16 protein-coding genes, 1 tRNA gene and 1 pseudogene are annotated in these 19800 nt (G+C 38.7%); 8 read left to right on the plus strand and 10 right to left on the minus strand.

Features of this window, described 5'->3' with window-relative positions; genetic code table 11:
- Window positions 1-4 precede the first annotated feature (4 nt).
- A complete protein-coding gene (mobC, locus tag E2H97_RS17355; RefSeq protein ID WP_170308352.1) occupies window positions 5-580 on the minus strand; it encodes a plasmid mobilization relaxosome protein MobC in 576 nt (191 codons plus the stop codon).
- 457 nt (window positions 581-1037) lie between these two features.
- Here mobC and E2H97_RS17360 point away from each other — a divergent pair, with 457 nt between their 5' ends.
- Entirely contained in the window at window positions 1038-1673 is a 636-nt protein-coding gene (locus E2H97_RS17360; protein WP_170308353.1) for a LexA family protein, read from the plus strand.
- An 89-nt stretch (window positions 1674-1762) separates the two neighbouring features.
- Here the strand turns inward: E2H97_RS17360 and E2H97_RS17365 are convergent, their stop codons facing one another.
- Complete coding sequence (locus E2H97_RS17365) at window positions 1763-2701, minus strand: tetratricopeptide repeat protein (protein WP_133408302.1); 939 nt, start codon at window positions 2699-2701, stop codon at window positions 1763-1765.
- Between the two features lie 69 nt (window positions 2702-2770).
- The gene (locus E2H97_RS17370) at window positions 2771-3289 is read right to left on the minus strand and encodes a hypothetical protein (RefSeq protein WP_133408303.1); all 519 of its coding nucleotides are present in this window, start codon (window positions 3287-3289) and stop codon (window positions 2771-2773) included.
- A gap of 302 nt (window positions 3290-3591) precedes the next feature.
- Between E2H97_RS17370 and E2H97_RS17375 the strand changes: the two genes are divergently transcribed.
- Window positions 3592-4866, plus strand: a complete 1275-nt coding sequence (locus E2H97_RS17375; protein WP_133408304.1) for an MFS transporter — start codon at window positions 3592-3594, stop codon at window positions 4864-4866.
- Window positions 4867-5139: 273 nt separating this feature from the next.
- Window positions 5140-6369: a PD-(D/E)XK nuclease family protein gene (locus E2H97_RS17380; protein WP_133408305.1), complete on the plus strand. Its 1230-nt coding sequence runs from the start codon at window positions 5140-5142 to the stop codon at window positions 6367-6369.
- 7 nt (window positions 6370-6376) lie between these two features.
- On the opposite strand, the gene E2H97_RS17385 is transcribed toward E2H97_RS17380, so the two are convergent.
- The 4 genes and pseudogenes from E2H97_RS17385 to E2H97_RS19025 form a co-directional block, all read right to left on the minus strand.
- Window positions 6377-7165 carry an alpha/beta fold hydrolase gene (locus E2H97_RS17385; RefSeq protein ID WP_133408306.1) on the minus strand — a complete coding sequence of 263 codons (789 nt, stop codon included), beginning with the start codon at window positions 7163-7165 and terminating at the stop codon, window positions 6377-6379.
- Between the two features lie 5 nt (window positions 7166-7170).
- Window positions 7171-7860 (minus strand): SAM-dependent methyltransferase, encoded by a 690-nt coding sequence (locus tag E2H97_RS17390; RefSeq protein ID WP_133408307.1) that lies wholly within the window; start codon window positions 7858-7860, stop codon window positions 7171-7173.
- A gap of 8 nt (window positions 7861-7868) precedes the next feature.
- The gene (locus E2H97_RS17395; protein WP_133408308.1) at window positions 7869-8795 is read right to left on the minus strand and encodes a LysR family transcriptional regulator; all 927 of its coding nucleotides are present in this window, start codon (window positions 8793-8795) and stop codon (window positions 7869-7871) included.
- A 66-nt stretch (window positions 8796-8861) separates the two neighbouring features.
- Window positions 8862-10106, minus strand: a pseudogene (locus tag E2H97_RS19025) (MFS transporter); the annotation flags it as partial.
- A 541-nt stretch (window positions 10107-10647) separates the two neighbouring features.
- Here E2H97_RS19025 and E2H97_RS17410 point away from each other — a divergent pair.
- From E2H97_RS17410 to E2H97_RS17420, 3 genes are read left to right on the plus strand one after another with little or no spacing between them, the layout of a single operon-like run.
- A complete protein-coding gene (locus E2H97_RS17410; RefSeq protein WP_133408311.1) occupies window positions 10648-13326 on the plus strand; it encodes a toprim domain-containing protein in 2679 nt (892 codons plus the stop codon).
- Window positions 13323-13532, plus strand: a complete 210-nt coding sequence (locus E2H97_RS17415) for a hypothetical protein (protein WP_121839211.1) — start codon at window positions 13323-13325, stop codon at window positions 13530-13532. The genes E2H97_RS17410 and E2H97_RS17415 overlap by 4 nt, the downstream gene beginning before the upstream one ends.
- Window positions 13532-14716 carry a site-specific integrase gene (locus E2H97_RS17420; protein ID WP_133408312.1) on the plus strand — a complete coding sequence of 395 codons (1185 nt, stop codon included), beginning with the start codon at window positions 13532-13534 and terminating at the stop codon, window positions 14714-14716. Before E2H97_RS17415 ends, E2H97_RS17420 begins: the two co-directional genes overlap by 1 nt.
- Window positions 14717-15004: 288 nt before the next feature.
- Here the strand turns inward: E2H97_RS17420 and E2H97_RS17425 are convergent, their stop codons facing one another.
- The 3 genes from E2H97_RS17425 to E2H97_RS17435 form a co-directional block, all read right to left on the minus strand.
- The gene (locus E2H97_RS17425; RefSeq protein WP_133408313.1) at window positions 15005-15946 is read right to left on the minus strand and encodes an HNH endonuclease; all 942 of its coding nucleotides are present in this window, start codon (window positions 15944-15946) and stop codon (window positions 15005-15007) included.
- 371 nt (window positions 15947-16317) lie between these two features.
- Window positions 16318-16394: transfer RNA gene (locus tag E2H97_RS17430), tRNA-Pro, on the minus strand.
- Window positions 16395-16531: 137 nt separating this feature from the next.
- Window positions 16532-18058 (minus strand): hypothetical protein, encoded by a 1527-nt coding sequence (locus tag E2H97_RS17435; protein ID WP_133408314.1) that lies wholly within the window; start codon window positions 18056-18058, stop codon window positions 16532-16534.
- 100 nt (window positions 18059-18158) lie between these two features.
- Here E2H97_RS17435 and E2H97_RS17440 point away from each other — a divergent pair, with 100 nt between their 5' ends.
- Entirely contained in the window at window positions 18159-18347 is a 189-nt protein-coding gene (locus E2H97_RS17440) for a DUF2065 domain-containing protein (RefSeq protein ID WP_133408315.1), read from the plus strand.
- A 74-nt stretch (window positions 18348-18421) separates the two neighbouring features.
- Window positions 18422-19717 (plus strand): adenylosuccinate synthase, encoded by a 1296-nt coding sequence (locus E2H97_RS17445; RefSeq protein WP_133408316.1) that lies wholly within the window; start codon window positions 18422-18424, stop codon window positions 19715-19717.
- The last annotated feature ends 83 nt before the right edge of the window (window positions 19718-19800 follow it).

Raw genomic sequence — 19800 nt, forward strand, 5'->3', positions numbered from 1 at the left:
TTTGTTATTCAGCTATAACACTCTCGTTATTAGCTATTCGATAGTCATTGATAGTATATATTTCTTCGCTCTCAAGTTGCCAACGGTGATAGCTTTGATGAATAAGCTTGTTCACTTTCGTTCTGTGGCCATTAAGACGTTTGGTTAGCATTTCTATCATGTCTTTGGTGACTTTGTTGCTTTCCCTAAATTCGATATTGAGCACTCTGGCGATTTGATTCAGGTTACGCCCAATAGCAGCCAGTTGACGGTTTGATTCTCTGAGTGCATTTACTTCTGAGTCAGTGATGATTGGATTGCGCTGAAGACTTGCAGTAACCGAAGCCTTTACCCAACTTGTTGGATTTATATAGCCCTCAGCTTTGGCTTGGGATTCCAGCTTTACAAATTCATGGCTGGATAGCCGAATGGTGATTTTATTGGTTTTGGCTTGTTTGAAAGGTTCATTATAAGCAATGTCAGGAACAGAGTGTTTGATGAGTTGTCGCATCATGCCAGATTCAGAAACACCTTGGCTTTTACAGTATGATTTCCAGTTAGATTTTTCATCGTCCGTTAAACGAATTTCAACCCTCGCCATTACGACCTCCAACATAGTGAAGAACAACCGCACATTGTAAGTCTGAGATTATCGCCATGATGGATATTTGTACAGTTAAAAGTCAGTCTTTTAGGGTTTTCAAACGATTAAATTTACTTGTACGGCAAATGCTGGCAAAGGTTACGGCATTTGCTGGCAGAAGCTACGGCAAACGCCATCAGTTTGCGAATCCTGCACTAGTTTTTAGAGAGGACTTTTCACTTTTACCGTATTCATCTCTTTTAGGGTGAAGAACATAAACAATCCACCAGCAAGTAAAAACTGTAAGTGAGATGAGCTTTCTTAAACCAAGATTAAGACTCTTAAATGTGTGAATTACCACGTTCTGTGATAATTTATCTCGATTCGGGAAAACAAAAGTTTAATCTTTACTATTTTTTGAGTAGCTATCCATTTTTCTACACTTTCACTTGTTTAGATGATTTTAGGTTTGAGTATGAATACACTTGCAGAACGGCTTGATTTTGTCATGAAAGAGGCTGGTATTAATCAGTCTGAACTTGCATCTCGTATTGGGATCAGGCAACAAGCAATCAGTCGTATGCTCACTGGCATTACTAAAAATTCTCGTTACTTCTTGCCTATATGTAATGAACTAAGCGTTAGTCCTAAATGGTTGATGGAAGGCATTGGTGATACTTATTCAAGAGATCTCAAAACCAATGCAGTTATCCGTCGTGTTCCATTATTAACGCTCAAGCAAGTGATTAATTGGCCACGAAACAGAGATGAAATCACAGATGATATGATTGATGCTTGGTGGGAAGTATCCAGCACAAATGTCGGTGAAGATGGCTACGCGATTAAAGTTCGTGGTGACGGAATGGAAGGTCAAGGACATCGCTGTATTTCTGAGGGCTGTATTCTCATTGTTGAGTCCACATCAGAATACGAATCGGGTGACTTGGTTATCGCTAAACTACCAACTTCATCATCTGCTTGTTTTAAGCAAATTGTCGATGAAGCTGATGCCACTTATTTGAAGTCTTTTAATCCAAACTACCCATTGATCAAGTTTGAAGATGGACAAGTGCTGGGTGTCGTTAAGCAGGCTATTTATGAGTATTACTAAGTTACTGAAGGCTAATTTATATTAACCTAATGGGTTTTAACTTTACGTGAACATGCTAATTCAAAGTTAATTGTTTGTACCTTGCAACTCTAATTGCATTTTTTATAATCAGATTCATAGCATTGACTAGCCAGTTCTTGGCTTTTCTCTATTTGAGTAGGAGACATCTTCCTTTCAAGACTTAATACTGCTTTTTCGGACTCACTATATCCATTAGCAATAGCAAGAATAAACCACTGTTTAGCTTTAATGTAATTCTTAGGCATACCTTTACCTTTGTAATACATCACACCTATATTATGTTGAGCCATAGCAAAGCCTTGTTTAGCAGACTTGGTATACCACTTTAATGCTATTTTGTAGCTTTGCGGCGTGCCTTGACCTCTTTCGTACATCAACCCTAAATTGTTTTGAGACGCTAAATTTCCTTGATTTGCCGCCTTGGTGAACCATTGAAGAGAAATTCTATAGTTTTTAGGTGTACCTATACCCTTTTGATATATCAGTGCTAGATTATGTTGAGCATTAGAATAACCTTGATTTGCGGCCTTGGTATACCACCGTCTCGCTATTTTATAATTTTCAATTAAAGGTTCGGAGTTCTCATATATTACACCAAGATTAAATTGTGCTAAAACATCACCTTGATACGCTGCTTTGGTGTACCAATGGATAGCTTTAGTTTCATTTATTGGTATACCTTTACCTTTTTGATACATCACTCCTAGATTATATTGAGCAACTGAAAGACCTTGATTAGCGGCGCGAGTAAACCATTTAAAAGCAACAAGATTATTTTTGGGCGTACCTTGCCCACTTTCATTCATAATACCTAAATTGTGTTGAGCATCTGCATCACCCTTATTAGCAGCTTTGGTAAACCACTCTAAGGCTATTTCATAGTTTTGTGATTTATAATTTTCTAAGCCTATTTTAAAGTCCGCTTTAGATGATTTTTGTACAGTATCTGCTAATACGGTATTAGTAAAAACAAAGAATAAGATTAATATCGGTGTAATTTTAAGCATTGTTCGTCCATAAAAATGCTAGTAATTAAGTTTCTTAATAATAAAGAATTTTTATCTTTATGTAATCTTTTAAGGATAAGCCGCTAAATACATCTTACTTTTCAATACCTGCTGAGCACGCCTGACGGTCTGTTTTTCTGAGTACAAAGGTTCAATACTCAGCTGTTTTAATTCTTGCTGCTTTAACCTTGTTGGGTTCAGTACAAACCAATCGGTGAAGTAAATGCCATCAGCTATTCGCCATTCAGAGCCTTGCTGATCTTCTATTTTGATATTGTGTAAGAGATCTGCGGCTATGTAGGTTAAGGCTTCAAAAAATCTATCGCACACACATTCATCGCCTTGCAGCTCTGAACCCTCATCACTTTTGATGGCTTGTGCTAAACAGATCCCAAACAGTGATTCATCGAACACTCTGAGAGCATCAGAAAGGTAATAGGCAAACAGTTTTAGAGGGATTTTGGCTTCTGGGAATTCGATTAAAAATAGGGTTAGTGTGGACGATAGATTTGGATATGTTGTTCGCCATTGCTCTAGCATTTCATCAACGCTGCAGGTTGATGGTACTAACTGGATTATTTGAGTCATAGACCACCTCGTATAGTGAGTCCATTCTGTTTCTGCTGTTAACCCTTTTCTTACCACTTCACAATCAAAGTTAACCAAAGATTAATTTCTAGCTCATTGACTAAAAGGAACGCTAACTTTTAAGCTGACTGAATTTCACTAACAATGGCTAGATTTAATTCATAACCTATTAATTCGTTGAATGAATTTAGTTAACGAAACCAACTATTTTATAAGCCATTGAAAACTATGTTAGTTAAATTTGTTATCAAGATTAAGGTGATTGACGGAATAAGACTCTTAACAAAAACAAGGTAATAGTTATGACAGCATTGAAGTTAAACGCTGCTTACGAGTCTAAAAACATCACTTTCAAAAAAGCCTTTGCTATCGTTTTTTTACCGTTTGCTCTCGCCTTTATCCTCAGCTGCTTGTTTCGAACAATGAATGCGGTTTTAGTGCCTACTCTACTGCAATTAACTAAAGCTACTCCGTCTGAACTTGGGTTATTAAATGCCACCTATTTTCTTGCTTACGCCCTATTTCAGATCCCACTCGGAACATTGCTTGATAACTATGGTTCTAAGAAAGTTCAGTCTTGCCTATTCGTTATCGGAGGGCTTGGGTTGTTGATATCCGGGATCACAAATCGCATTGAGATAATCGCTATCGGTCACGCTTTGCTAGGCATTGGAATGTCAGGTGGGTTAATGGCAGCATTTAAAATGATCGTGCAGTGGTTTCCAAGTGAAAAGATCCCGATGCTGAATGGGATCATGATGACTTTTGGTGGTGTTGGCATCCTTTTATCAGCCACTCCTACTGATTATCTGGTAACGCATTTGGGATGGCAAGCTTTAAACGTCGGCTTTAGTTTATTGGCGTTCGGTGTTGCCTTACTTATCATTCTCATTGTGCCAGAGAGCAAAATCGCTACTGAGAAATCCAGCGTTGCTAGCCAACTAAAAGGCATTGCCGTAATTTTTAAATCTAAATACTTTTGGACGATTGCGATAATTACCACAGGTGTTTTACCTAGCTTTATGGCGATTCATGGGCTTTGGGTTGAGAACTGGCTACAGACAGTTTCAAATGCTAAACAAAGCACAATTGATGATTATCTAATGCTAATGGGCATAGCAATGACTGTTAGCCTATTATCGACTGGCTTTATAGCTAAAATTGCACGCTATTATGAAAAACCACTTGAGAATATTTTGGCTGGTCTGGTGATCATTTATATCGTTATTGAGCTGATGATCATCACTGTTCATGGTCAATACGAGTGGATATGGTGGGTGTTGTTAAGTTTGGTATCACAAATTTTTAATTTGTCCTATGCAGCAATGACTAAACATTTCCAAAAGACACATTCTGGCAGGGCAAATACGGCATTGAATGTTGTAGTGTTTACTTCGGTTTTTCTAATCCAGTTCCTGATTGGGTTAATTGTCACTCTATCAAATCAGTACCTTTCTTTAGCTAACAGCTATAAAGTGAGTTTTATGCTGCCCGTTGTAATTCAGGTCGTTTGCCTTGGTTTGTTTTGGGTTTTGCGTAAAAAGGATACTTGTAAGGCTTGTATTAAGATTACTTAAGATAAGTCTCCAATGTAAAAATACATCTGCCTTTTTCAATAGTAACTCCACTCCAAACGTCTCAATATTCCACCAAGTTATAGCTCAAAATATTTTGCCAAAAAAGCCTTTTTTACGTGAGACAGCTCGAAGTGAGTTTTAGAGTGAAGACGTGGATTGTCTTTATGAAAACTTTATTTGGTTGAGAAAACAGCGATGTGTAGTACTATTGAACACCTGATTAAAACAAGTAACAAATTATTACTTCTGTATAAATTGTGATTGAGAATAAAAATGAGCAATGTTCAAACGGATGCTAAACTTGCTAAGGTTGAAGAGTTTATCTACAACGATTTAGTTCAAGACTCTCTAACTGAACTGCTAAATTCAGTTAAAAATACAAATGTTTTTGAAATTGTTGGGATTTCACATTATGAAACCAAACATTCAAATACATTGTCATGGTTATTTAATAACTCAAATGAAGTATTGTCAAAATATTTTTTTGAAAGCTTTTTAAAAGAAACAATAAATATAACTAAAAATAATAGCAGACATGGATATGCATTTGAAAATGAAAACCTGATTACAAAGTTACAAAAATACATATATCTCCCTGAACAAGATAGAGACATAGAAATATTAAGAGAGAAAAATGATATTGACTTATTGATTATAGATAAAAGTAATAAGTTCGTATTTGCGATAGAAAACAAAATTAATCATATAGAAAGTAATGGTCAGCTTAAAAAGTATAGAAAATATGTAGACAGAACATATAAAAGTTACAGTAACTATTTTATATTTTTGACAAAAGATGAGTCATGGCCTTCAAATGACTTTAAAGGTGGAGAAGAAAATAATAAACAATATCTTCTTTCTAGTTATTCAGCTGTTTCAAATTCAATAGCAAAAATTTTAAACAGAAAAGAAGCGGACTCAAACTTAACAAGTGAAGAGAAATTTATATTAGAACATTACCTTGACATGTTAGTAAGGAAGAACATTGTGCCAAATGAGAAATTATCTGACTTATGTGAAAAAATTTGGAAGAATCATAGTGAAGCTCTACAAATACTGATAGACCATCAGCCATCTGGATTACAATTATTCAAAGAAAATTTATTTTCTAAGATTGAAAACTGTAATACATTAAAATTAGAAAAATTCACTGATTATAACGGCACTCAGTCAGATAGAAGACTAGATACTCTTAACTGGAAAGAGTTTCACTTAAATAGAAGCCATAAAAAGTATAACGATAAGCCCCTAATATATTTTGGAATTTATAATATCAAATCAGATATGAAAGTATGGGTTATTCGGAGTGATAAGAGTTACTGTCCTGAACTATGGAAATCCATTGGTGGCGATAAAAATAAAACCAGATATTATCCTTACAGTGTTCCAAAAGCTAATAGAGAAAAAATAATTACAAATGTCAACGAAGATGTTATTGAGAAAGAAACTAATAATATTTTGGAATGTATTAATAAGATCAATGACAAGCTAAAGGCTCTATAAATCTTTTTTAATTAAGAATATTGGCTACAACTTCACTGATGAGTAGCCAAAATTCATCAGGCTGTTCCCGCATCGGCCAGTGCCCTACCTCTTTTATCCTAACTCTCTCATACTTAGCTTTTTCTACACGTTCAAGCTCAAGCCTAGACATGCTATGTTCACCATAAACATATAGCTTTTCACACTTCAAATTTCGATAGATTAAATCAACAACATTTCCGGCTAACAACTCTGTAGAGGACTTTGCCCATGCATGAATAATCTCAGGATCAGCTTTTTTAACATTTTCCAGATAACGTTTGATAAACCTATCTAACTCAGCACCTATTTTTAATCGAGAACACATATATTCAACAAATTCATTTGGGCGTTCGAACTCACAAGCTTTAGTTAGAGAACGGGCGTTAATTTTGTCTTCGACCAGCATCCCTTCAACATTTAAAAATAACACTACATTATCTAATTTAGATGTGAGAATGGTGGCTAAGGTGGCTCCCAATGAGTGACCAAGAATGATGAGTTGTCTGTCTGCTGAGTGCCTTGATATTAGCTGTTCAAGTAAAGCTATCACATTGCTTAAATCTCGATATTGTTCTTCAAATCGGCTTTTACCAAATCCAGGGAGATCGGGAATGAATATGTTCAGTTGTTCAGTGATTGATGTTTCGAATACTCCCAATAAGCTATCACTGCATTCAGTGAAGCCATGTATCAACCACATATCAGCAACGGCGTTCTGATTTTGTTGGTAGACAATATTAATGCCTGTGCCTTCATCGAGCATTTCTTGTGGCATTTGGATCACCTTAGTCTTTTCTTGATTTGCAACATCTGATTTGCGCCTTTGGTAAAGTGATAATTGACCTTAACAATTCGATATTCAACGGGTAGCTTATCAAGTGCTTTAAGAACATGATTTAACTGCATCGGTGTTTTTCTATCATTACCAATCAACGGAAAAATCCGTACTTCTTTTGCGACTCTTACCAACTCAAGTATTGATTTGATATGGAGGTCTGTCGACAAAATCTCTGAGTATAAAAATAAGAAATTGCCACATAGTGCTAGGTCAAAGCTATTGTCTTTGAACGGTAGTCTTGGCAGCTTTGCATTAATGAATCTTCCACTATCTCCACTTTTCGAAAAATCATCTAAGAAGGTCTTTGATGCCAATAGCCGTCTGGCTTTTAACTCTTGGGGATCTTTAAAGTAGTTCCAATTGAAATCATCGGCACAGCTGACAATTTTGGGATAGATTAACTCGCAAGATGTCTTGATTTTGTTAGCTACTTCTTTCGGCTCTAAGCCGTACAAGGGATCGCAAGAAGTAACATTAAATCCTAATGATGTTGCTGTAACATTGAATGACGCCGCGCCATCAGCACAACCTAAGATTTTTTTGCCTAAGTCATCATTAGTGAGTGAAAATATCTTTTGGTACTCATTAAATGAGCGACTCCAAATTAATACATGATCCAGTAAAAAAGGCATAAACTTCTCTATCGTCCTTGTTGTTCAAGCTGTATTGATGGCACTGATAAGTTCTCGAATACAAAATCAATAAAGCATCGTATTCGTTTGGGTAAGTTCTTGTTGGTATGAGGGTGGATCAGATAAATTGAGTTTGTGATTGTTTTATACTGGCTCAGTAATGGAACTAACAAGCCAGCATTAATGGCATCGGCAACAATAAAGGTCGGAGCATAAGTCAAAGCCACGCCACTCAAAGCAAGGTGTTTTACAAAGAGCGCATTATTGGTGAACACATTGGTTTTGACTGGAATATTATAGGCTTCATCACCATCAAAAAATGTCCAAACTCTTTCTTTCAGTTGAATACCATGATGACAATCGAGGCAGTTGTGCTTTGTAAGCTCATTGAGGGTTTTCGGTGTGCCATTTCGCTGCAAGTATGACTTACTGGCACAAACGGTATAGCCGTGTGTAAACACCAATCTTGATATCGCTGATGAATCTTCTAAGCGCCCACATCTAAAGGCAATATCATATTCACCTATGGGTGGTAGAGGTCCGAGTGCGCCATCGAGTGTGATTTCAAGTTCAACATCACTGTACTTAGCTAAGAACTTTTCCAGTATGTCTGATAGCACTAGGTTACTAAAATTTTGTAACGCTGATATCTTGATCTTGCCTTTAGGGTTGTTATGAACGTCAATAACTTGATCACATACAGAGCCAAGTTCCAACTGAATATTCGCACACTGCCGATAGAGAATTTCACCTGCTTCTGTCGGTGCTAAATTTCGAGTTGTGCGCTTTAACAGCTCAACACCTAGAGAAGCTTCTAACTGTGAGATGCGTTTACTGACAGCTGCTGCCGTTTTGTCATTTTTCTCTGCCGCTGCGGTGAAGCTTTTGTACTTAACCACATCGACAAACAGCATCATATCGTTTACTGGAAGCATGTTGACTCCACGGCTCAAAAAAGATGGTTCAATAAAGCTTGTTTGGCTTTATCGTTAATGTTCCTAACAAACCTAGCACTGCAAGTAGCATCAAGTAATATGCTGGCATTAAAGGGTTCTTGGTGACTTTTATCAAGTAAGTGACAATGAGTGGCGTAGTTCCACCAAACGCAGCAAAAGCAAGATTGTAAGCAAGACCAACGCCTGTATATCTTACTTTTGCAGGAAAGAGTTCGGCTAACATTGCACCGTAACTTGATGCCACTAAAGAAAAAGAAACACCAAAAATAATGAGTGAAACCAATACCGCTTTAGTCGAACTACTAAGCAAGATATTAAACATTGGATAAGGTAAAAGAATTAACAGCATCGAGCCAATAAGGATCAGCTTTTTTCTGCCAAGATGATCTGAAAGGTAGCCAAATAGCAGCATAAATACTGAGAATACACCTAAGCTGATACTGTTTATTAGATGCACCTCATCAGCCGCAATTGGCTGATGCACTTTAAAATTCACTAAATAGGTGGGCATGTAAAGGAACAGTATGAACATGCTGACAGCATCCAAGCATAAGATCGACAAGCCCTGTAACAATTGTGAGGAATGATTTTTGATTAGATGTAAAGCAGGGATATAGCTTTCTTTTCGCTGACTTTTGATTGAGTTAAAAAAGGTGTTTCTGATACGTTCTTCCTCATATATCCACCCACAACACCCAAAATCGCACCGATTAGAAAGGCTATGCGCCAGCCCCAAAGGTAAAATTGCGCTTGGGTTAACAATGAATGCAGCAAAGCTGTGACACTTTGAGCGAACAAGACCGCTAGGCTGAGAGCAAAGAACACAATAACGATAGCTCGACCTCGTTTGCTTGCATCTACATGCTCAAACGTAAAGGTTATCGCTCCGGGAATTTCACCGCCCACAGCTAGCCCTTGTATTATTCGCAGTAAAACAAGAACGACAGGTGCTATGAATCCAATATGTTGATAACTAGGTAGGGTTGCTATCAGTAAAGACGGAACAGCCATTAATAGAATGGAGACATAAAATGCTTTTTTTCGACCTCGTAAATCTCCGTAATGACTGAATACCAAGCCACCTATTGGTCTTGCAAGATACCCAACTGTAAAGGCACTAAAGAGCCCTAATAGTGAGTTGATGTGTTGTGTGGCTGGGAAGAATTGTGGGCTGATGGTATTGGCAAGAAAAACAAAGATCATAAAGTCGTAAAACTCTAATGCACCACCCAGTGCAGCAATGCCTACAACCTTCAACTCTGACGGTTTTAACTTAGATAATGTCGTCATGGCAACACCGCCAAGACAAAACGAATTATGCCCCTGACAAAGTGAGGTTTAAATCGAACACCTAGCCTATATAACGCAAAAAGATTAATAGCTTTAACACCTTACCTACCGTTCATTGATGGTATTAAGGCTAATTTCTACAAGCTTAATAGAAGCTGTCTAAAACTCATTCTCTACACGGTAAATCAAGTAGTTAGCGCACTTTGGGGTAAATGAGGTCGTTTTAGGTAAAAGTGGACTTTACAAGTAATTGGTCATCATGTACTCATACCAACCATTAAATACAACTTAAATTGTATAAAGGTGTTTTTATGAGAGCAAAACCAACAATTATCGTCAGGCAAATTTGGTTTACTAATTCTCAGCTATGTGATCACTTTGGCATCCATAGAGCAACGCTCTGGCGATGGAAAAGACACAGAAAGTTTCCTCGCCCCGAGGGAAAGTATATTGGACTTGTTAGATACGATGTCCGCAAAGTCGAATTATTTTTACAATCAAAATTGTAATTTCCATTTATCGTTAGCTGTGGAGTATTGAGATGTATCCAGAGTTATATCAAGAAGTGTTACGCCGATTACCGAGAGACTTTGATTTCAAAAAGCAAAGTACCGACTTTTTACAACAAGGCATTTGCCCTAACTGCGGTAAAAGAGAATTCTATACTTCTAAAAATGAACCTTGGTTACTTCGCTGTGGACGATTAAACAAATGCGGACATGAGCTGCATATCAAACAACTTTACCCTGATCTATTTAACTCTTGGAGCGAACGCTTTCCTGTCAATGATGAAAATCAGGGTTCAACCGATACCGCTGATGCTTACTTAAAATACGGACGAGGTTTCACACTCAGCCTTATCAAAGATTGGTATCAACAGGGCTCTTATACTGATAAAACTACTGGCTTTAGTAGTTCGACGGTCAAATTCACGTTAACCAATGGCACCACTTGGGAAAGGTTAATTGATAAACCTGAGTGTTTTGGCAGTAAAAAAGCGGTATTCAAAGGCAAGTACCAAGGGGAGTGGTGGCAAGCTCCCAATTTTTGCGTCGATACCCTGCCTCAAGAGTTATGGCTAACTGAGGGAATATTTGATGCCATTGCCCTGATCCATTCTGGCGTAACTGCCGTTAGTACCATGAGCTGTAATAACTTTCCTGAAAAAGCACTCCAACACCTTGAGGTGTTACTAGCTGGTAAGCCCAAACCTACTTTAGTCTTCGCCTTTGATACGGGTAATGCTGGCGAATCCTTTACTCAAAAGTTTGTTGATAAAGCAAGAAAACTGGGTTGGCAAGCCACAGCTGCTCAACCCTACACAGCCAAAATAAAACTGGATTGGAATGAACTGCTTTTAAGGGAAAAGATGACAGCTGAACATCTTGAGCATTACCGACACCTTGGCAAATTACTGGTCACAAGATCAGCTATGGATAAGGCTTTATTGATCTATCAAAAGCAGGGTTATACCGAATTTACTTTTGATTTTAACTGCTCTTTGTACTGGTTCACCATTGATGTGAAAAACTGCCGTAAGGTAGAAGAACAACTTGCAGAAAATGATTTGAATAAAAGCAATCAAGCTGAAATTAAAGCTCAGGCAATGAGAGAGTCCAGCAAAATAAAGCTGCTATCCAAGTGCTTTCCAAAAGCACTTTACTCATACCAAGTTAATGATACCAAAGAAGTTCGCTATGCTTTTCGAATTGACTTTCCTCACCAAAACTACTCGATAAAAACGACGTTTACAGGCTGCCAACTCAGCTCAAGCTATGAGTTTAAAAGGCGCTTATTAACAGTAGCATCAGGTGCGATTTTTCGTGGGAATACGCATCAGCTCGATCACTTAGTAGAAAAGCAGCTTTATGATATCAAGCAAGTTCAAGCTCTGGATTACATGGGCTACAGCGTTGAGCACGAGTCCTATATTTTTAATGACATTGCCGTTAAGAAAGGACGGATTTATCACCTCAATGAAGATGAATACTTCGACATTCCACCACTCACCGTTAAATCCATTTACTCACTACAACTAAATATTAATATCGACCTTGAGCAGTTCAATTCCGACTGTTTTAACAAGCTATGGCAAGCCTTTGGAGCAAAGGCATTTGTCACTCTGGTATTTTGGTTTGGAAGTCTATTTGCTGAGCAGATCCGCAAGCTACAAAAAACTTACTGCTTTTTCGAGTTATCGGGTGAACCCGGTGGCGGTAAAACCACTCTTATTGAGTTTTTATGGAAGTGTTGTGGTCGCTCAGACTATGAGGGCTTTGATCCCAATAATGCTACACCATCAGGTAGAGCGAGGACATTAGCACAAGTGGGGAATCTTCCTTTGGTGATCAGTGAAGCCGAAAGAGATCCCAGTAAAGATTCCAAGTTTGCTCGCTTTGATTGGGAAGAGTTCAAGATGTTGTACAACGGGCGACCTACATGCACTCGTGGAATAAAAAGTAACGACAATGAAACTCGTAACCCTAAATTTCGTGGTGCCATTCTTATTGAGCAAAACTTTGATGTGCAAGCCGACAAAGCCATATTGCAGCGGATTGTAAAACTACCTGTTGATGGCAAAAGCCAAACTTCTGAAAGCCTTGAAGCAGCTGAGTGGTTAGAGTCAGCTGAAATCGAGCAGGTATCAGGATTTATGCTCAAAGCCATTTTGAATGAAGATCAGGTTCTTTCTATTGTTAAAGAAAGAATGCCTTTACATCGAAAGCGGCTTAAACAAGAGTGCAATATTCGCAGTAATCGCATCGCTAAAAATCATGCTCAACTCTGCTCACTAATGGAAGCCATGGCAAGCATATTTCAGCTCCCTCAATGGCAAGTAGAAGAAACTCAACAGTTACTTGAAGCCATAGCCAAAGAAAGACAGCAAGCGACCAGTCGTGATCACCCCCAACTGCAATTGTTTTGGGACGTTTATGAATTTTTAGAATCAGAGCAAGTTAACTCTGTTAATCACGCAAGAGATCCGCAGCTTATCGCCATTAATCTGAACCAATTTGCCGAAGCCGCAGCGGCAAGAAAACAACATATCCCTCTGCTCAGTGAGCTAAAACGGCTACTCAAAATAAGCCGTATTCATTCCTTTGTAGGGCAAAAAACAGTAAACAGTGCGGTGAACCATCGCTTAAATCAATCATTCCCAACCATGAAAAAATCGAACTGTGTGAAATGTTGGGTATTTCAACGAGGAGATTTACTATGAACCATAAACTTATGCGTGCTTCTGCATGGGCAAAACGAGAATTTGACCAAGGCTCTATGCCAACAGCAAAAACTATCCGTAGCTGGATAAAATCTGGCATTATTGAGGGGCGCTTTATTGATGGCAAAGCTTACGTCTTTGCCAACGAAAGAGCCGGAATGATGTCTAAAGTTTCAGATGATGTGAGTGCATTGTTGAGGGCGTAATGGCTGATGTTCGCAAACGTAAACTAACTAAACATTTACCAGAGCATGTGTACTATGATGCTCGACGTGGTAGTTATCGCATTAAATTAGTTGACGGTCGCTACAAGCAGTTAGGAAAAGACAGAGAAGTTGCCATTTCTGTTGCTAAAGAATACAACCGTATTGCTCGACCTAAAGTGGGCATCACGGTTGATAAATTGCTTAATGCTGACAGTGAAACGGAAAGCTACTTTGGTCATCATGTGGATGGACTACTAAAACGGATTTTTAAAGAAGAACAGCCATCTGATGACTTTAAACGTACCATGGAAAAAGATGCACTTAGAGTTAAAGAGTTCTTCATCAATGTGCCAGCGTCTGAGATCAGCCTGCAACACGTTAACGACTACCTTGCTGAATATCACCCTGAAGCCAGTCCCAATGTTCAGAACCGCAAGGTAGCATGGCTTAAAAAGCTGTTTTCTTATGCCATTGACGAAAGCTTAATGACGGTGAATCCCGCTTCATTTAAAAAACGTAAACGTCTCAATGAGAAAAAGCGCCAACGGTTAAAGTTAGATTGGTATCACGAGATCCATGCTGCAGCACCTTTATGGCTACAGACCGCCATGGATTTAAGCTTGCAAACTACTCATGCAAGACTAGAGATCTCACGCATACGCTACAACCTGAAAACACCTGACTGCAAAACCTGCGGCTGCTATTGGTTTAAAAAGCCAGAACTAACCGCCAGCGGTTTGGTCTATGGCAAGCTCTATATTCACAGGCAAAAAGTACAACATAAAGAAGCGGCACATGTCGCCATACCCATTGGTGATACGTTAAAGCAAATTATTGACCGTAGCCGTGACAGCTTGATCAGCAATTTCGTTGTTCACCGTTTACCTGAGCGCTGCAGTAACACACTCAGTAAAGAAGTCTCCCATTTAACCCAAGTTGCCCCAGACTACATAAGTCGCTCTTTTTCAAAAGTACGTGACCAAGTTGGCTGTTGTGATCACCTCACGCTATCGCAACGACCAACATTCCATGAGATCAGAGCATTAGCCGCACACTTGTTTGATAAGCAAGGTATCGATCCACAATCACGTATGGCACACACCGATGCCAAGAGCACCAAAATCTACACCGAAAATCATGTGCAATGGGTTGAAGTGCCATTTGCCGAAATCAAGGTGAAGTGATGTTTTAACTGGTACTGGACGCGAAGACAAAAAGTAACTTGGTTCCTTATTGGTTACCTGAAAAGTTACTTTTTGGTGTTTGAGATTTTAGATGTCAGCTCAATGAGTTAAAGCTAAATTGAAACTACTGAAACCAAGGTTACCTTTTTCCGATGGTGGTATGGTGATTGGTACTGTTGAGTCACTAGAGCATTTAGTTCAGTCATTTTTATCAACCCTGAGTAACTTAGTATCGAATATAAGGCATCTGCTTTATTTTATTAAATATTTCCATCTGTTTACTCTAAGTTATCTATTTTTAGTATCAAAGATTTTATTATGTTCCAGCATGTATTTTTCAAATCGCGAATATTCTTTAGATTCTAAATCGGCAATTTTCAGTTCATCACATTCATTTACTTTTAGGGCACTCAAAGCTTCCCTTTCAACATTTTTCGAGAATTTTATCTGGTACTTCCCTGCTTTTTTAACAAAAGTAATCAAATGCTTGTCGAAAAGAGCATCAATGTGAGCAGTCAAAAACATTCCATTTGCACCATCCCAGTGCTCACCATTTTTACAGTCACTAAACCTGACTATATGTGACGCAATTAATAACGGCTCAAAATTGATTCCTGTGACTGCACATTTCTTACCTTTCCATACATTTTCCACATTCTTACGGAACCGTTCTTGCCCCTTGCGAACTTTCATTTCCGCCACCTTATAAGCATCTTCAGGGTTTGGATAACTTTCATCAAAGGGTTCTTCCATATTTTGAGGTTCATCAATGGCTATTTTTAACAACCAATCAAGCATGTTGCCTACGTTCTTTTTTAATGGCTGTCTAAACGATGAGTTTTGTTTTCTTAATTCTTGGACAAGATCATCATAAAAAAGTTGATAACCTTGCTTGCCAATTTCTTCCAGCGCAGCATCATTTAAAAAAACTGGTGCATTAGGAACCATCAATTCTTCTAGTTTGGCTCTATGAGTCTTCTCATTGCCCCATGAAACATCATTTTTACTAAACCTAACAATCCGGTATTTCCCTACTAGCTGATAGAATTTAGATCCTTTTTCCCGCTGAATTACGTACACAAAGCTCCCCTCTGTAGGATGAACTCTTGTACCTTTTAGGCTTTCTTTAAACCAATTTTGAGAGCTTTCAGGCTTAAACCCGTAACCCATACTGGTTTTGAATTCCTGACCATACTCATAATCTTTATGTAGTGCAAAATAGCTATTCATTATTTATTCCAATATTCAAGGTACTTGCTCAATATACCTTAAAGTTATTAGAAACGTACTTTGGATCTAGCAGGCTATAAAATTCAACTTAATAACTTTCTAGGAATGGTGTTAAGAGACGCAGCTAATTGGTATTGATACAAACCCAAAATGCCAACATCCAACAGTGATGATTGTTATTGATCACAGAATAAATAATCAAAATGAACAACTATAAATTTCTGTAGACTTTGATAAATCAGTATATTTAGGTAAGTAAAAAAGGGCTAAAACTCGATGAGGCGTCGCGCGAATCTCGCGCAAATCTCGCGCATTTTAAAAATCACGAGTACGGCATGATGGATTTTTTGCTTATAAAACAAGAAGAAAAATGGTCGGAATGAGAGGATTCGAACCTCCGACCCCTGACACCCCATGACAGTGCGCTACCGGGCTGCGCTACATTCCGACACTGATTGGAACTATAGCGACTCACTGCTTGAGCTTCAAGTAAATTTATAGTTAAAACCAGATAGTTGCGCAGATTATCAACACACGTAATAAATGCTCAGAGAGTAAAAATTGGATATCGCTAGCGATATTTGATCATAATTCATGAATTCTGGCTAACAAGGATTTTAGACTCGCACCTTCATCAGATGAAAGGTGTTTATCAGTGATATAACCAAAAGAATTAAACCTTCTCATTTTGCGGTAAAATGATTGGTAGTCTTCAACACTGTCAAACACTCTATGCTCTGGTTGTGAAGAGTGAGTGCGACGAAAAATGGCTGCGACAGTGTAACCTTTCTTAAGTTGCGCACAGATCTTTTCATAATCACACTTTCTATTTAACGCTTCCAAACTGTTAATTTTATAACTGTCTACAGAGTCCATTGGTAAATCCTTATAACCTGCTTTTGAAAATCCTCTGTAGTATGAATCAATAATATATGCCTCGAATACGCATAATACTTCGTGAATAAACGCCAGATCTTTGTCTACATCGTGTGTTGAATGCTCACTTGGAATTGAAAATAACGCCAATAACTCCCTTTTTTGAAGCATCGTCCCCTGAGATAGTACCCGACTAACACAACCAGAAAGTTGTTTTTGTAACAATAAGAGATGAACCCCGCCTGGTGTCGTACTAGTCAAACGTTGTGGTAAGCCATGAAAATAGCTCCGATTTGAACGCTCATAGTGAGTAGGAATCTTTGCCTCCTGAGAATCAAAAAAGAACATCCAAGCACGAAAAATTAGAATTAAGTTCAAGTCACTGGTAGACATCTCTTTTTGATCAAGCAACGAACAAACTTGTAAACAATGCGTTCTTGGCCCATGAAAAATAATTGGAGAGTCCGATGCATCTTGAAACATCGTCCTCTTGGCAATTTTTTCAGCATATTCGTGGGCAATAAAACCTCTGAACACAAATGGATTAGCCAGTGTTAGCCCTTTTTTCTTCAGGTGCTGAGCGATGATCTTATCAAGAACTCTTCCCTTGTCGATCGGTTCAGAACCAACCCAAGCAGTGAAATCTGGTACAGTCAATACTTGTTGTCGACGTATGGGCTCAGGGAGAGAACCACACTCACTGAATTTATCATCACAAAATCGAGCATCATGATAATTCACCATGGAACACGCTTTATGCTTAGCCAACAATTGTTGCTTAGCTTCTGTACTTATCTGTTGATGAAGATCCAAACCAATGGAAAATAAGGTTGGAAACATGGACTGAATTTTACACCCTGAAGTCAAATATCGATGACAGGTTCTGTCCCATTGTGGAGACCCTTTTATAGAGTGAGTCTCTTTCAGCATTTGATCTAAAAATCCTTTCAATGCTTGTTGCGTATCTTTAGTAATGGCTTGTTCACTGCTTTTTAATATCAAATGCTCTAAAGGGATCTGCGTTAAATCATATACTTTAGAGGTTGACGTCATTCCCCAACCACACTTAAAACAAGAAGGAGAAGTCGTCTTATGTACAACTATCGTTTCTGAATTCTTGCCGACTCGACCCACTTGATGTCCACTAAAGCAGGTTTTAATTGGATATTGTAATGAATGGGCATCCAGTGAGGGGCTAATTACAGAAAGGGAGGGGGATAATTTCTCTTGAGACATCTGAACACTACAATTTATATCAATTCGTTATACTCACAAACCTGCATGTCAGTGTAAAATTAATAATAATTTATCAACATACAGCCAACAAGAAACAACAATGACATTCGCCACCATTATGCTCGCTTTAGGGGTTGTATTAGTGTTTGAAGGCTTAGGTCCTTTACTTATCCCAAACAAGTGGAAACAAGTATTAGCCTCGATATCAGAACAGACACCTCAATCATTGCAACGTCTTGGCGGTGCTCTCGTTACAGTAGGCATTGTTTTAATATTCATTTTTCTGTAACGCAAACGTAAAGTGGCTAGTTTTAATGCGAAAATCTGTTAAAATCCCGTTTTAACCACAACCGACTGCGAAAAATGGGTAAAAATGTTGTTGTTCTCGGCACTCAATGGGGTGACGAGGGAAAAGGTAAAATTGTCGACCTTCTGACAGAACAGGCAAGTTATGTAGTGCGTTATCAAGGCGGACATAACGCTGGTCACACCTTAGTCATCGACGGTGAAAAAACCGTACTTCATCTTATTCCATCAGGTATCTTACGCGACAATGTGAAATGCATTATCGGTAACGGTGTTGTTCTCGCACCTGATGCGCTAATGAAAGAAATCCACATGCTTAAAGAGCGTGGCATTCCAGTAGAAGAGCGTCTGATGATCTCAGAAGCGTGTCCACTGATCTTGCCAATCCACTGTGCTCTAGACATGGCACGTGAAAAAGCACGTGGCAACAACGCCATTGGTACAACGGGTCGTGGTATTGGTCCAGCTTACGAAGATAAGGTTTCTCGCCGTGGTTTACGCGTGGGTGACTTATTCGATAAAGAACTGTTCGCTAAAAAGCTTAAAGAAGTGATGGATTACCACAACTTCATGCTGACTGAATACTACAAGGTTGAAGCGGTTGATTTCGATAAGACCTTAGCCGATGCGCTTGAACTGGCTGACTACTTGAAGTCGATGTGCGTTGACGTAACTGAGCTGCTTGATCAAGCTCGTAAGAACGGTCAACCAATCCTATTTGAAGGTGCTCAAGGTACCCTTCTTGATATCGACCACGGTACTTACCCATTTGTTACCTCTTCAAATACCACTGCTGGTGGTGTTGCTACAGGTAGTGGTTTTGGTCCGCGTCACTTAGATTATGTTCTAGGTATCATCAAAGCTTACACCACTCGTGTTGGTGCAGGTCCTTTCCCAACTGAGCTTGAATGCGAAATTGGCGATCACTTAGGGGTGAAAGGTCATGAATTTGGTGCAACCACAGGTCGTAAACGTCGTCCAGGTTGGTTAGACATCGTAGCGATGAAGCGCGCAGTACAAATTAACTCTATCAGCGGTTTCTGCTTAACCAAACTAGACGTATTAGACGGTCTTAAAGAAGTGAAGTTGTGTGTGGGTTATCAAATGCCAGATGGCAGCATTTCTCACCAAACGCCTCTTGCCGCTGAAGGTTATGAAAACGTCACTCCAGTACTTGAAACCATGCCAGGTTGGGAAGAAACCACCTTTGGTGCGACGTCTATTGAGCAGCTACCTCAAGCGGCGATCAATTACATCAAGCGTATTGAAGAGTTACTAGAGACACCAGTAGACATCATTTCTACAGGTCCTGATCGTAACGAAACCATGATCTTAGTTAACCCATTTAACTAAGCCAGCATACCAAGCTACGCTTACTGTAAAAAATACCGTTCATAATGAGCGGTATTTTTTTACATCTTGTTACATCTCCTACT

This window comes from Parashewanella tropica (assembly GCF_004358445.1).
Classification (GTDB): Bacteria; Pseudomonadota; Gammaproteobacteria; order Enterobacterales; family Shewanellaceae; genus Parashewanella; species Parashewanella tropica.

Coding starts and splice junctions, on each gene's coding strand:
- E2H97_RS17435 (WP_133408314.1), bottom strand. CDS start 18,058: ATGTCTCAAGAGAAATTATCCCCCTCCCTTTCTGTAATTAGCCCCTCA.
- E2H97_RS17360 (WP_170308353.1), top strand. CDS start 1,038: ATGAATACACTTGCAGAACGGCTTGATTTTGTCATGAAAGAGGCTGGT.
- E2H97_RS17425 (WP_133408313.1), bottom strand. CDS start 15,946: ATGAATAGCTATTTTGCACTACATAAAGATTATGAGTATGGTCAGGAA.
- E2H97_RS17385 (WP_133408306.1), bottom strand. CDS start 7,165: ATGCCACAAGAAATGCTCGATGAAGGCACAGGCATTAATATTGTCTAC.
- E2H97_RS17380 (WP_133408305.1), top strand. CDS start 5,140: ATGAGCAATGTTCAAACGGATGCTAAACTTGCTAAGGTTGAAGAGTTT.
- E2H97_RS17410 (WP_133408311.1), top strand. CDS start 10,648: ATGTATCCAGAGTTATATCAAGAAGTGTTACGCCGATTACCGAGAGAC.
- E2H97_RS17420 (WP_133408312.1), top strand. CDS start 13,532: ATGGCTGATGTTCGCAAACGTAAACTAACTAAACATTTACCAGAGCAT.
- E2H97_RS17375 (WP_133408304.1), top strand. CDS start 3,592: ATGACAGCATTGAAGTTAAACGCTGCTTACGAGTCTAAAAACATCACT.
- E2H97_RS17365 (WP_133408302.1), bottom strand. CDS start 2,701: ATGCTTAAAATTACACCGATATTAATCTTATTCTTTGTTTTTACTAAT.
- E2H97_RS17415 (WP_121839211.1), top strand. CDS start 13,323: ATGAACCATAAACTTATGCGTGCTTCTGCATGGGCAAAACGAGAATTT.
- E2H97_RS17370 (WP_133408303.1), bottom strand. CDS start 3,289: ATGACTCAAATAATCCAGTTAGTACCATCAACCTGCAGCGTTGATGAA.
- mobC (WP_170308352.1), bottom strand. CDS start 580: ATGGCGAGGGTTGAAATTCGTTTAACGGACGATGAAAAATCTAACTGG.
- E2H97_RS17440 (WP_133408315.1), top strand. CDS start 18,159: ATGACATTCGCCACCATTATGCTCGCTTTAGGGGTTGTATTAGTGTTT.
- E2H97_RS17390 (WP_133408307.1), bottom strand. CDS start 7,860: ATGCCTTTTTTACTGGATCATGTATTAATTTGGAGTCGCTCATTTAAT.
- E2H97_RS17445 (WP_133408316.1), top strand. CDS start 18,422: ATGGGTAAAAATGTTGTTGTTCTCGGCACTCAATGGGGTGACGAGGGA.
- E2H97_RS17395 (WP_133408308.1), bottom strand. CDS start 8,795: ATGCTTCCAGTAAACGATATGATGCTGTTTGTCGATGTGGTTAAGTAC.